6 protein-coding genes are annotated in these 14702 nt (G+C 45.3%); 2 read left to right on the forward strand and 4 right to left on the reverse strand.

Annotation, left to right across the window (positions count from 1 at the left end; translation table 11 throughout):
• Positions 1–88 precede the first annotated feature (88 nt).
• The 4 genes from M2444_RS26635 to M2444_RS26650 all read right to left on the reverse strand — a co-directional run bounded on the left by M2444_RS26635 (position 89) and on the right by M2444_RS26650 (position 11261).
• The gene (locus M2444_RS26635) at positions 89–7336 is read right to left on the reverse strand and encodes an S-layer homology domain-containing protein (RefSeq protein ID WP_280788483.1); all 7248 of its coding nucleotides are present in this window, start codon (positions 7334–7336) and stop codon (positions 89–91) included.
• Between the two features lie 457 nt (positions 7337–7793).
• The gene (locus M2444_RS26640) at positions 7794–8804 is read right to left on the reverse strand and encodes a ketoacyl-ACP synthase III (protein ID WP_280788484.1); all 1011 of its coding nucleotides are present in this window, start codon (positions 8802–8804) and stop codon (positions 7794–7796) included.
• A gap of 132 nt (positions 8805–8936) precedes the next feature.
• The gene (locus M2444_RS26645) at positions 8937–9650 is read right to left on the reverse strand and encodes a DUF3153 domain-containing protein (RefSeq protein WP_094873948.1); all 714 of its coding nucleotides are present in this window, start codon (positions 9648–9650) and stop codon (positions 8937–8939) included.
• A gap of 213 nt (positions 9651–9863) precedes the next feature.
• The gene (locus tag M2444_RS26650; RefSeq protein ID WP_280788485.1) at positions 9864–11261 is read right to left on the reverse strand and encodes an MATE family efflux transporter; all 1398 of its coding nucleotides are present in this window, start codon (positions 11259–11261) and stop codon (positions 9864–9866) included.
• 160 nt (positions 11262–11421) lie between these two features.
• On the opposite strand from M2444_RS26650, the gene M2444_RS26655 reads away from it, so the two are divergent.
• A complete protein-coding gene (locus M2444_RS26655) occupies positions 11422–12303 on the forward strand; it encodes a helix-turn-helix transcriptional regulator (RefSeq protein WP_094878665.1) in 882 nt (293 codons plus the stop codon).
• A gap of 232 nt (positions 12304–12535) precedes the next feature.
• Entirely contained in the window at positions 12536–14575 is a 2040-nt protein-coding gene (locus M2444_RS26660; RefSeq protein ID WP_280788486.1) for an exosporium glycoprotein BclB-related protein, read from the forward strand.
• The last annotated feature ends 127 nt before the right edge of the window (positions 14576–14702 follow it).

A 14702-nucleotide genomic window follows, 5' to 3' on the forward strand; every position in this document is an offset into this window, starting at 1 on the left:
GGTTTACAATGCCTCAGACCTCGATAAGAGGTCTAAGGCATTGTCTAACTTGAGGGGATTTTTCATTTAGGGAGCTTACCATTTCATTTTAGAATTTCGCAAGTAGATTTGAAATACTCTGAGCTGCCTCGGCACGGGTTGTCATCGATTGCGGAAGGAAGTTACCATCCTGATGACCCGACAGAAGCTTAGCTTCTAGCGCACCTTGTACATAGGTTACCGCCCAAGAACTAACTTTAGAGCTGTCCTTAGTCGCATGGAATGAACTTACTTCCGGCTTAACGCCCGTACGATATGCATAGGCTCTTACCAGCATAGCCGCCATTTCCTCGCGGGTAATCTGTTGATTCGGGTCAAAACGATCCTCGGATACGCCTTGAATAATACCTGCTTCAAAGGTTGCATTGACCGCCTCTTCATACCACGATCCAGCGTCTACATCTTGGAATGAAGTCGGACGACTCGCAGTTAAGGAAAGCGCTCTGCTGAGGAGAGCTGCATATTCCGCTCTTGTGATGGAACCCGATGGGTTAAACATAGAGTCAGATTCTCCCTTCACAATTTGTTTAGCAGATAGTTCCTGAATGGTCTTGTATGCCCAGTGACTTTCAGGTACATCTCGATAGTTGCTTTGGAACGAAAGAACTACGTATTGGCTAAAATGATTCAAATCTACGGTAAGACTGGTTTTGGACGGATTCATCGTCCCACCTAGATAGGTAAAGTTCTCATTGTCCTCAATACGGTAAATACCAGCTAGAGCTGGATTGGTTCCATTCAGAATCGGTAGTGTTATCTTCACGGGTATAGGGAATTGCTTCAGTGAATATTTATTACCAGACTCATCTGACATGATTAATGAGAAGTCCATGATGTCACCAACCCGTGAATACGGTGGAGTTATTGTTAGTTGATTTGATTGAATAGCTTCCATCTTCAAAAGTATTGTTGCTGTCTTCGCAGTTGATGGCAGAAGCTCACGAAGCTCGTTCAATACTTTGGAGGACATAATGGCACGAACCCCATTCACTTGTATCTCTAGATCCCTATTGCCGATCTGATCAAGTTGATCGATCGGAATCATTACTTGATTCTTATCTTCTTGAAGGTGTAAGATGATGTTTCCTTCAGCACTCTTCGTTAAGAGTTCATCTGGGATAACAACCGCCCCTGCGGGCAGCTCCGGCTTCACCACCACTGGCGGCGTAACGCTTGATCCTGGGTTCCCCCCACCCGTTGGTGGTGTTGTCGACGTATCATTTTCGCGCATAACAGTAATTGTATAAATCTGTTTGGTTCCATCTTGAGCTGTCACAGTTACGGTGATCATATTAGTGCCGACATGTAAATCTCCACTACCTGTAATCTTAACTACGCTAGTCGGATCGTATGCCGTATAGGTAATATCCGTTACCGAAGTACTATAGGGAACCGTTACGTTATAGTTCAACGTACTAGGTGCAAAAGCTGGCAGAGTTTCCCCATTCATTCGTAGATCGGACAGCAGAATTTGGTTAGGTAAGGATTCTGACTCACGGATGACGATAATCGTATACATATTCGAGCTGCCGTCTGGAGCTTGAACATGCACTTCCACAAGATTCTCGCCTACTTGCAGAGATTTACCACCCATGACATGAACACTTAGCAAAGGATCTGCCACCTTATAAGTAACCTCTGCGACCGAAACATTATTAGGTACACGAACCGAATAATTCATTTGATCCGGTGTGAAGCCTATCAACGATTGACCGTTTATCTGAAGATCTTCTAGTGTTGCCTGAGAGATCTGTTCTTCTTTAGTTGCAGTGGTCAAATTCGGCATCGTTTCATGCCCTTTCGCATCTGCAATCATCGCTTGCGTAATTTGTACAGCAGTAGCCTTTTCTTGCGGTGTTACTTCTAGCTTAACAATAGGAGCATTTGCTTGAATGCCATTTGTTGACGTTAGAATGATTCTTGTCGCTCCATTAACCGTCTCTTTACGAACCATCTTAACACCTGGTTGAGCCGGTTCAATCGATGAGAAGTTAAGGGTACTAGCGTCTATGTTCAAATCGATGGCTGTCACATCTGAAATAGCATTGTTGATCGATACTTCATAACCTTTGAGCTGTTGTGTAGCAGCATCCACTACTTTCGTGAATTGTAAATCTGCAGCACCCGATTGTTTCTGCTCGGTCTGCGGTATGAACATACCGTCAATGACATGAGAATCTCCAATAGCCGGATTCAAGCCAAGTGCAGTTAGCACCGTTGCAGCCAAGTCTCTTGTATTCCCACCTTGCAATAATTTTTCCTTTCCTGCTTCGGTGGCTACCGTTCTACCATTCGCTGCGAAGAAGATTGTGGTGGCAAGGGGCTCATCTTGGCCGTGACTTGTTGCCATACCCAAAGTTCCGTCTGCATTCTCTTTGCCCCCACCATGGTCAGGCAGCATGAGGATAAGCGTGTCTTCCAGCAAATCATTGTTCTTTAAAGCATCATAAATAGTCTGGACATTCTTGTCCGTCTTCTTTAGTTGTTCATAGTACGCCTTCGTATAGAACCCTTCACCGTGGCCAGCCCCATCCATATCATCCAATTGGAAGAAAATTAACGAGGTATCTTTCGCTTTGCCGCTAGCTGCGTATTGCGTGAATGCCGCTACATCCTCTTCATCCCCCAAGGAATAGCCTTCAACACCAACAGAAGGTTCAATATGCCCCTGAACAATGTTGCTCCATGTAGAGAACACCGTTTGTTTCGTAGCAGGTAATGCCTCTCTTATTTTTTTGAATACCGTTGGGTAGTCCCATGATTCACTGTACGTGTAGGCTGCGGTATCGTCATTATATAGACCATGCTTCTCATAACCAACACCATTAATCATCGAGCCCCAGTTTGGAGACGAGCTGGATGGTAACGTGGTTTTGGCCGTATAGCTAATGGCTCCATGCTCGATAATATTGCGAATGGCTGGAATTTGCAGACGATCGCCTACCTTTTCTTTCTTGGAGCTAGGTGTCTCCCAATAAGGAGCATCTTTTGAGACGGATACACCTCCACCATCAATCCCGATAACTACTACACGTTTATAGGGCTGGTATTGGACCTCGGCTGCAATATCTGTTAACTCTTTATCCGAAATGCCTTTCGCAAGTGCAAGGTCACCTATCGTAACATAACCATCTTCATTAAGATCTTCGGAAGCTTTGGCATGGATCTGAATAACGGCAGGCACCGATTCAAATGCCTTAATCGTTAGTTTTGTTGATCCGGTATAGAAATCTGCATGCTTTACTTCGATGATACCTTGGCCGGAAGCACCAAGCGTATTGAATTTAAGCTCCGAAATTCTGGATTTCGCATACTCCAGCGGATTCTCGATGTTATAGACATTACCCCCTGGCAGTTCTAGTCTAACGATACCAAGGGTCGAATTGTCTGTCTTCGTTGCGCGAGATGCGCTGACAAATTCGAATTGTGCTGGATCATAGGCTATCTCAACGACAGCTTTGTCCACTTTAGTCGTCATATCAGGTGTACGCAGATCTAGGTTATATCGGAATTGCGTACCTTGAATCGTGTGCTTAGCTCCGATCAGATTTAATGAACCTGAAAAATCCTCAATGGAAGCAAGCGGCGGAGCACTGTTATACATATTAGAAACTTCCTGAGCGGTTAATGCTCTTCCATACATATGAAGCTCATCAAGCTGTACTTGCAGCGCATTGCTGTAATTGCCTGTACCATCATTTCCGATCATGGTTGACAATCCTGTATCCAGCGTACCCTTTCGACCTGCAATCGTCATGGTACTTGCGATCCCCTGATAGTTCGAGCCATTAACTTTGGTCACATTTACAGGAACACCATCTTTATAAAAATCAACTCGCCCTGAAGCACGATCATGCGATATGGCTATATGATGCCAAGTACCATCTACAACATTTGGAATTTGGGCATCTGCACGCGATTCGCCGGATGTATTGAAGTTCCATTGAAGTGCACTTCCCTTCAGCGCTAAGGCATAACCTACATTTGCACCAGAATCCCAATTCTTATTGGATAGAATCGCAGGGTCTCCTGAGACAGAAGGTGTTTTAACCCAAAATGCGAACGAGAAGTTCTTGTCCTTGCCGAATTGCAGACTTGTTGGTTTGCCAAGATCAACATATTGCAGCGCTGAACTCTTGGAATCGATACTCAAGGCTTGTCCGACGCGACCTTTCACGAACTGTGGATCTTTAACCGGTGTTGCCGGTATAGCATTTACAGATTGATCCTCCAAATTATTCTCGAAGGACATCTGTAGAAGTGTGTCCGCAGAGAATACTGAGCTACCGGTAAAATCGATTTCACTCATACTGGTGAATAAAGCGGTTGGGTTATAGGTGCTCGTGACAACAAATTTCACATATCTGCCTTGTATCGCTTTATCCAGCCTATTGAAATCTTGATAGCTCGTGCCTTTCCAGGTTTTCTGGAATGTGCCGCTCGCTTTATTCGCCGGATTACTCAGGTACACCGGATCGGTCAAATCCGATAATTGATCCGAGGCGTAGAGTTCAAAATCCTTTGGAAATTCCAGAGCCGTCTGACTTAAGCGGCTAGTGCGCCCAATACCAGTTAAGTTCTTACTACCCTTCATGTCGATAATCACCCAATGTGGAAATGAAGCGACAGGCTCCTGCCATTTGGAATGCCAAATCGTAGCCGTATCATTATCAAGGATGTTCGCAGCATTGGCATTTTCATTGTCCGCATAAGAACTAAAGGAGTCGATAGTGAATGCGTTCTTAGGAATAAAGGAATATATTGCTGCCTGTTGTATTTTTTTATAGACCCACTGAAGCCCGACATAAGCAAGGTCAATTTGGGTTGGGCTATTACTTGCCGTCAGTTGTCTGGCTTTCTGAAGTTGGCTTGCAAGCTCGCCCAGCTGGTCTTTCGGGTAAGATACACCACTGACTTTATCGCTGTTCTGTTGAAAGGATGCAGCGTCATGAATTAATGTAGTGAGCTGTTCAAAGGTAAAAAGCTGAACACCCTTATAGGAATCCGACAATGCTTTGTTTTCCGTGGCTGTGAGAGATCTCTTCCAAATTCTCAGATCATCTATGGTAATCGTTGCTCCGCCATTTCCTTTGTTGCCATCCACACCAATCAGCGTGTTAAAGGTTGTATCTACACTTTGAGTACCAAGCGAGGCAATACTCCCCGATGCCTTCTCCGTCCCATCTACATAAACTTTTGCTAAGTTGTTTGTTCTGTCCGCTGTAATGGTAAAGAGATGCCACTCCATTCCTACACTTGATGCTGTAATATCCGCTCTTTTCGTTCCATCACTAATATTTAAGGTCATACCATTGGTGGAGGCAGGTCCAATATACCAGCCTAGGTTACTGCCACTATTCCAGTTTTTATTGGAAAGGATAGTCTGATCCCCGGAAAGATTGCCTTTGTGCCAGAAAGACACGGTGAAGCTTCCTGCTCCGAATTTCAAATCATCACGCTTGCCCAAATCAATATAATTACTATTACCCGCTGCAATGAGCACAGCTTTATTGGCTTTACCATCGACATACGTTACATTGCCTGCTAGACTTGCTAGCCCTGTCACGTCTTTAGCTTCATCGGATAGGTTACCATCCAATTTCATATCGACAACTAGATCCTTCCACATGGTCGATGGATCAATTGGCGTCAGTTCAGGTCCTTCATTGCCGGCTGTGAACGATTGCTCTAGCGTTGCAGAGCGATTCCCGTAGGCATCCACAGCTGTCACTTGAACAATGTATGAAGTTTGAGGCGCAAGTCCTTCGAGTGGAATATTCATTGCATTCGGAATCGGGGAAAAGTAATAGTCAGAGAATACATTTACAGATTTGCTGCTGACTCCAGACCTTTTATCGATGACATTGATTTCATAATGATGCATAGATTGATCATCTTTCGCTTGCTTAAAGAAAAGTAAAGGTACCGTATCCTGATTCGTTATGTCGAGTTCACTATTGAATACAGGAGCAACCTTATTACGGTTAGCCGTAGTGTACTTGAAATTGCTCTTAATCGCTTCATTCGTCGAGCCTTTTAGCTGAATGACCCACTTGTCTCCAGCAACTGTACCCGAACTGTTGAATGGAGGCTGCGGCTCAGCCGTCCATTTGCCGTCAGTGTAGATATCTCCAGGATCTGCGTTAAGTGCAATCCGATCCACTTCAACCCGATCCGCATACACCTCAACGAAGTCGGCCTGACTGACCGGAAATTCAAAACGTCCTTCAAGTCCCTTCTTAGTCACTTGGGAGTACCCGCGATCGGATTCAATGTAAGACATGGAGCCAAGGTTAACTGAAGTGAAATCCTTCTGGTAAATGGAGCGATCATCACTAATATTCAGATGGGAGTGTCCTGAGAAGGTAATTACTTGAGGATAGTCTTTGAGATCGGAATAAAGATTAGGATTCGATGCCTGCTGCCCATCCATTACCGTATTCGATATAGGCTGGTGTACATTCACGAAGATGGGGGTATTCTGATTCTTCGGATCAGCTGTGAGTTCTGCAAGTCTACCCTTTAACCAATTACGCTGGCCTGTATCTGAGTTGTAGTTGTTCCCGTTTAAAAATATGAAATGATAGCCACCGATTTCAGATTCATAGTAGCCATTCGGCTGGCTTGTGAACCAGTCCGCAGGATAATGTTCGTTGACTTTAGCAACGGTGGAATCGTGGTTGCCTATAGCCATCCGGATTTGGGTGTTATTCCACTGCTTTCTAGCTAAATTTTGCTCAAAAATTTCTCGAACCATCACATGATCATTGGGCTTGTCATTCCCATTATCATTAATCATATCGCCAACGACGAGTATTGCATCCGGGTTCGGGAAAATCGACCCTATCGTATCAAAGAATTGGGTATAACGGGCATCCGCTGAAGCATGTGAGCCTACATGTACGTCTGACATCGCTACAAACTGGAGCAAGGGCTTTTCTTTGGTCTTGATGATATAAGAGAAGGTTACTCCCTTACTTGCCACGCCATTTTTGATCGCAATGGCTGACAAATTCGTTGTTTTGGAAATTAGGATCGGCCCGTTATATTTCAAACTATTTATATCCGGAAGCGTGCCGTCGAGTGTATAGTAAACGTCAGCATTCTGCGTTGCAGTTGTAAGGTGGATCGTCTGCGCTTCTTCATATCGGCCGGTGGGTACAGAAGTCTTTGGTTGATCTACAGATAGAATCTCAGATTCTTCAGCTGCAAACACAGGGGTGATATTCGGCATTGTGGAACAAATCACTGTGAGTGCCAGTAATAATGCAACAAATTTCCTACCTTTTCTGAACAAAATCATCTCTCCCAAGCATTATTTTATAGTTTTGAATAACATGAGAACTCACCATCGACAGAAGAGCTAGCTACCCTATCCCGGATATATTCGATAACGCCTCCTTTCTTCATCCGATTCAAAGTACATCCCATACTATTATTTGGTAGCCTGGGGTCTGCTGTGTATATTGTAGGTATGGATTATTTGCATAACATTAAATATCTGTAAAATTCAAAAGATGCATCCAAAGACTGTGATATGGGTCAAAGCGCCTAACTCAATCCAAAAAGTTGCCTATTAAATGAACAACATCTGCATACTATCAGACCGATATGATCATAACAGTAGCCAAATTCATGCATAATATATGCCAAAAATACTTTAGTAATAAAATAAAAAAGACCATTCCTCGGAAAAATACCGAGAAACGGTCGCATGTTTACAATCTTCTATACTTTATGTTTACCTGAACAACTCACAATGAAGTTGGCTCCCCTACCCGCTCATCTAAGCTCAGCTCTACCAGTTGACCCGCCTGGGTCAATCCCGCGCCAAAGCCATACATTAGAATCTTTTGCCCATTCTTTACTTTGCCCTCACGTATCCCCAAATCAAGAGCTAAAGGAATTGTAGCGGCAGAAGTATTGCCATAATTCACAAGACTATGCAGCACTTGCTCCATCGGATAGTTCAATCGCTCGCAAATCGGCTCAATCATCCGCATATTCGCGCTGTGTGGAATAAACCAGTCGACTTGTTCCAGACCCACTGCTGCCTTTTCAAGCAACTGCTTTATACCAAGAGGGACGGTTCTAACCGCCCAGCGAAACACCTCGCGCCCGTTCTGTACCAGCATCTGTGTGTCTACCAGTTCAATATTGTTAACCGTATGGGCTAGACCTGTGCGATACACATGATGCCCCCCGCTGCCATCAGTAGCTAGCTGAAAGCCTAAAAATCCCGTCGATTCCTTATCACTCTCCACAAGCACTGCCCCAGCTCCATCACCAAAAAGAATACATGTACTGCGATCAGTGTAATCGGTAATCTTGGAGATCGTATCCGCACCAATCACTAGAACCTTACGGTGCATCCCTGAAGCGACATAGCTATGAGCCGTATGAAGCCCATATACAAAACCTGCACAGGCTGCGCTCAAATCTATAGCTCCAGCAGTCTGTGGAATATTTAAACGGTCTTGAATCAAAGAAGCTACAGAGGGAAAGGAAAAATCAGGTGTACTAGTAGCTACCAAGACCATGTCGACATCCTGAACGCTTTTTCCATAACGTTTCATTAGGTCCTGTACTGCAGCTACACATAAATCACTTGTGTATTCATCCTCTCGACTAATTCTGCGTTCACGAATTCCAGTCCGCTGAACAATCCACTCATTATTAGTATCCACCATCTGCTCAAGATCGGCATTCGTCAATCTTTTTGCCGGGACATAAGTTCCGATAGCTGTAATTTTTGCACCTGTCATTCCAATCACCTCTTCAATTAGTATCTGATATTAGTACTTGGTACTAATTATAACTCTACACCTGCTATAAAGTAAAGAAAGCCGGTAAAGCAGCATGGCTTCCCGGCACTATCAATACGTATCTCGACTCACTTAAGCACGATTTACTTTACGGTGTTTTCTTTTTCTGACGAACAATAGAATTGCAGCAATGATCACCACTACTAGGATGATTATCACGATCACAATATTCCATACGTTCGGCACATAAACCTGCATTTTGATTGGCTCTGTATCCCCAAGCGTAACATTCCAACTAAGTGTTCTGCCTTCATCAACAGCTGCATTATTATCACCAATTAGATCTATTGGCAACGTTAGTTTAAAATCAAATGCCAAGTTTTTCAGCACCGCCCGAATAATCGGCTTCGATAAACTCAATGTTCCCATGTTATCCATAATGGTATCCATATAGCTATTAAATTGAGGCTGTGCCTCAACATCATACGTGGTATATAACAAATTCTTTTTAGTAACGAGCTGTAGATCCACAATATCCAACCCCATAGAGGTTGAACCTATATCCTCAAATGAAGCGTAATTTTTCTGGATTTCATAGACTGTAGACTTACCTTCTTGTCGTTTTTCTAGCTGAATCCCATCCTCCTTCAATTTATCTGTCAGACTCTTCTCCATTTTATCGCTGATCAATGCCTCTGTTCGGGAATCCAATTTCACATTCATTGCTAAATCTACGCTTTTATTCTTATTCACCGTGACGTGAACTGTACCATTAGAACATCCCGATATTAATATCATCATTAAGAGCAGTACTAGGATCGTCAAGCCTCTCCATTTTAACGGCATTTTTCTCAAACCCTTCAATAGTATGTATTCCTAAAACAGCTACCCATGCTCTAAAGGCTAACTCATTTATCCCTTTGAATCAAACTTAATATAAATTAATCCTATATATTCTCAGAAAAAAGAGGTTATCTCAAAGTAATAAGTTCTACTCATAAGATCACCTCTTTCTCCAAAAAACCACAGGCAACTCGCTTTCTGTGTTCTATTCATTCCTTAAATGCTAAGGGAGGTCCTTCTTTTACTCCCTCTGTGAATAGATGCATTCTCTTCGTTTTTTAAAATATCCGCCTGACGGAGAACTTTCCTACCTCTCCAGCGCATTAGAACAAGCATCCCCCGCACAAACTCATCAGCAATCATACAGCAGTAGATCCCTGTGAGCCCCCAGCCTAAGCTGATTCCAAACCAATAGGAACAACCAACTCCAATAATGGACATAGACACGATAGAAGTATACATCGTATAACGGGTATCACCGATGGCGTTCAGCGCATTACCCATGCCCATGTTCAGCATTTTGCAAGGCTGCAGTAGGAGATTTAGAGCCAGTAGAGAAATCCCAATCGCAATAATCCGCGGGTCGGAAGTGAAATAACCTAGTAGATTCCTGCCGAAAAGAAATAGCAGTAACATGTTCGCTGATACAATAGCCAAGCCGATATACAGCGTGCGATATGCACTACGATAAGCCTCCTTCAGCTTCCCTGCCCCGAACAAATGCGCGATCTGTATCTGTCCAGCCAGAGCGATTGCATAACCTAACGTGAAGCAAAAGGATTCTAAGGTATTGAGATAAGTCCGTGCGGCTAACGCTTCTGCCCCCAGTACGGCTAGAAAGGAATAGACAATCAACTGCGAGAACACCCAGCAGGAAGAATTAATTCCAAGTGGCCAAGCAATCTTTATAATTTCCTTGAATAGCTTGCCGTTGAATATACGGAAATCCCTAAGTTTAATCTTAATCTCGAAGGAACCTCTAAACATGGTATACAGCATGATCACTCCGACCAGTCTACTGATAATACTTGAGATTGCGATTCCCGCAAGCCCTAGCTGTGGCAGACCGAACATCCCGAATATAAAGGTATAGTTCAGAATAATGTGAATGACATTTATGATGACCCCTGTGTACATTGGACCTTTGGTGTTCCCTGTATTACGAATCGCTGTTCCAAGGGAAGCAATCATCCCCACCAAAAATAGACCGCCACCGACATACGAGATATAAATATTGGACAGTGATAATAGCTCAGGCGAAATATTTAGAATCCCCGCTATTGGACCCGCATAGAAGAACAGGATGATACTCACGACAATACCAAGAATGAGACTAACCGATACGCCCATAATTGCAATCGTACGTGCTTCGCTGAAACGTTTTGAACCCATTCTTTGCGCGATCAGGATTCCAGCCCCGCCCGCAAAGGTGGTAAAAAGTGTGGTCAACGCACCGAACAATTGATTGGAAATGCCGACTACGGCGACTGCATCGTCTGAAATACGGCTGACCATGAGTGTATCCACCGTACCTAGCAGGGTCTGTAGAAACACCTCTATAAATATAGGCCAAGCCAATACCCATAGTCCAAAGCCCTGTCTTTCTTTTTTCACTAAATAAACCTCCCCTTAAACCAAACATGCATACTGGGCCTAAGAAACAGCATATTGTTTCTTTAGGTCAGACTAAATTATAGATGATATACTTTTGGTGATGGTACAGATTTCAAACCAATAATTTCATTATTTCAACCTCATAAAAGGAGATCTCTCCATGAACATTATTAATTTCACCGTCCCGCCAATGCTCTATTATATCGTAAGTGGATTGCACACCTTCTCACCAGGGCATTACCACATGAGCCGCCACAATATAGAGGTATTTGACTTGCTTGTAGTCAAGCAGGGCTGCCTATATATGAATGAAGGAGGTCTCACCTTTCAGGTAGGCGCAGGTCAGGCACTGCTTCTTCGTCCAGATAGCCATCATTTCAGTACGGATAGTTGCAAGGAACACACCTCTTATTATTGGCTGCATTTTCAGACAGTGGGCGATTGGAATATTTCCGAGGCTACAGCTTCAACACCAGAGACAGAACATACCAAAGTGGAGCATCCTCTTCATTCAGACGAATTTAATATACGTACCTTTACCTTACAACTGCCCCAATATACTTCTCTGCTACAACCGTCCAAGATGGAAGAACTGCTCTCGCAGCTGAATCAACTAGCGCCTAATTCCCATTTGAGCGATACTCCATTTCAGCAGCAGTTGCTATTTCAAGAGGTTCTCCAGCAATTATCTACCTCTATGCGCCATGAGCGTCCCTCTCCCTCCAAAATATGTGCAGAGCAAGCTGCCTCCTATTTGCGCAGTCATTTCCGTGAGCGCATCACAGCACAGCAGCTAGGGGAGAACCTGAACTTTCATCCTGTATATATTGCTCGTTGCATGAAAAAGGAATATGGCTGTGCACCAATGGATTACCTGCTGCACTACCGAATTCAGCAGAGTAAGCTGTTGCTGATGCAGACCAGTTACACGATTGCCCGGATCGCCGAGGAGGTTGGCTTCAATCAAGCGCCTTATTTCAGCTCCAGCTTCGTCCGTATTGAAGGAACCACTCCACGGGAATTCCGCCAACGTTTCTCGTAATTGCCCTTCAATATAAAAGAATCGCTCTTATGAAGATCGATGTTAATTAACTACTCTATCAAAAAGGCAGCTACCATATTAGCAGTGGCTTGCCTTTTTGATGTAGGTTCATGTGTATCGACTTCCAGAGCGATTACTGTAACAACTTCCATTTCTCTGAATATGCTGATTGGGCAGGTTCCCAATTTTTAAAGGAATGAAGAGGAGAAGCTCAAGGAGGAGATACAGTAACATGTCGGAACATAATCATAGACCCTTTAAAGGTGACGCTATCCTAAACAAGCAAGGAAGAATAAGCAGTCCTATTAGAAAAAGGGAGTGTGCCGCTCTATTAAAAATAGTCACTGAGCTCTCTGCAGTGGTACCTCCCGCGCTTACGAATCCCACAACACTTCATATTACGAATCTTCAAAGAGTGTTAAGAGAACTCATGGAATTCTTGCATGACGCTAAGATATGCAGCCCTTTTAGAACGGAGCTTCTTTCTGTAGTAGAAATAACCATTGTTTCTACTGAAGTCAGTCCCTTCTCAGTCGTAAGCGTTGGCACCAATCTTCAACAGCTGTTAGCCGAGTTATTATCTTTTATTCTCGCTACGAAGATTGACGCTCATTGCAAAGATCAGTTGGTCATTCAAATCAGACATATTCAGGCTTCTATTTCACAAGCACTTGGCTTACCTATTAAGGGTGCGACGGGGCCACAGGGTCCTCAGGGACTCCAAGGTCCTCAAGGTCCTCAAGGTCCTCAAGGACTCCAGGGTCCTCAAGGATCTACTGGTGCAGGACTGCAAGGTATTGTAGTCTTCAATCCCGCACAAAGTCCTTCTTATCCAGCGGGTCAAGTAGTAACCTTTAATGGCAGCACTTATATAGCTACTGTTGCTGGACCCAAAGGAACACCAGGTAGTTCGTCAGATTATTTATTAATTGCTGGTGGAGCGACAGGCGCGACGGGAGCGCAAGGAGCACCAGGACCTCAGGGACCTCAGGGATCTCAGGGACTTCAAGGACCTCAAGGGCCTCAAGGAGCACAAGGAGCACAAGGAGCGCAAGGAATACAGGGACCGACAGGTCCTGGAGCAGGGGCAACTGGACCGACGGGTGCGACGGGTACGGCCGGGCTTGCGGGGTCGACTGGCGCTACGGGTACGGCCGGGCTTGCGGGGTCGACTGGCGCGACGGGCACGGCCGGGCTGGTTGGACCGACAGGCGTGACGGGTACGGCTGGGCTCGCGGGGCCAACGGGTGCGACGGGTACGGCTGGGCTTGCGGGAGCTACGGGTGCGACGGGTACGGCTGGGCTTGCGGGAGCTACGGGTGCGACGGGTACGGCTGGGCTTGCGGGAGCTACGGGTGCGACGGGTACGGCTGGGCTGGTTGGACCGACAGGCGCGACGGGTACGGCTGGGCTTGCGGGGCCGACAGGCGCGACGGGTACGGCTGGACTTGCTGGGCCAACGGGTGCGACGGGTACGGCTGGACTTGCTGGGCCAACGGGTGCGACGGGTACGGCTGGGCTTGCGGGAGCTACAGGTGCGACGGGTACGGCTGGGCTTGCGGGAGCTACGGGTGCGACGGGTACGGCTGGGCTTGCGGGAGCTACAGGTGCGACGGGTACGGCTGGGCTTGCGGGAGCTACAGGTGCTACCGGTACGGCTGGGCTTGCGGGAGCTACGGGTGCGACGGGTACGGCTGGGCTTGCGGGAGCTACGGGTGTTACCGGGGTTACTGGCGTTACTGGTGCAACCGGGGCTGGTGCAATCATTCCGTTGGCTTCCGGTGGACCTATTATTATGACTACGATTTTAGGTGGTTTGGTTGGAACAACAAGCCTTGTTGGCTTCGGAAGTTCAGCCACAGGCATTTCTCTTGTTGGCGGGAATATAGATTTGACAGGTACAGTTCTTGGACCTCTTATCAACTTTGCATTCTCGACTCCGCGTGCTGGAGTGATAACATCCCTTGCTGCTTACTTCAGTAATACCATAGCTCTATCACTTATTGGTACTACTGTAACTGTGACAGCACAATTGTACCAATCTGCCACACCAAATAACACATTCACTCCTATTCCTGGAGCAATAGTACCACTGCCACCTATCACAGGCGCTATTACTCTAGGCACGTTTGTCAGCGGAGTTACAAATGGTATCGATTTTGCTGTAACACCGCAGACACGTCTGCTTATGGTATTCTCAGCTACTGCCACAGGTCTCACCCTTGTAAATACAGTCACTGGTTATGCAAGTGCTGGCTTTACAATTGTATAATCGCTAAAATCAATAAAAGCATCTGCCTATCCTTTTGAAGGAGTGACAGATGCTTTTTTTAAAACTATACGATATGCAGATTCAACTTCTAGATTTTCCGGAATCACACAAGCGCCATTAGCTACTC

It is taken from the genome of Paenibacillus sp. PastF-3, from assembly GCF_029893135.1.
In the GTDB taxonomy this organism is placed as follows: Bacteria; Bacillota; Bacilli; order Paenibacillales; family Paenibacillaceae; genus Paenibacillus_AQ; species Paenibacillus_AQ nitricinens.

Coding starts and splice junctions, on each gene's coding strand:
- M2444_RS26640 (WP_280788484.1), bottom strand. CDS start 8,804: ATGACAGGTGCAAAAATTACAGCTATCGGAACTTATGTCCCGGCAAAA.
- M2444_RS26645 (WP_094873948.1), bottom strand. CDS start 9,650: ATGCCGTTAAAATGGAGAGGCTTGACGATCCTAGTACTGCTCTTAATG.
- M2444_RS26655 (WP_094878665.1), top strand. CDS start 11,422: ATGAACATTATTAATTTCACCGTCCCGCCAATGCTCTATTATATCGTA.
- M2444_RS26660 (WP_280788486.1), top strand. CDS start 12,536: ATGTCGGAACATAATCATAGACCCTTTAAAGGTGACGCTATCCTAAAC.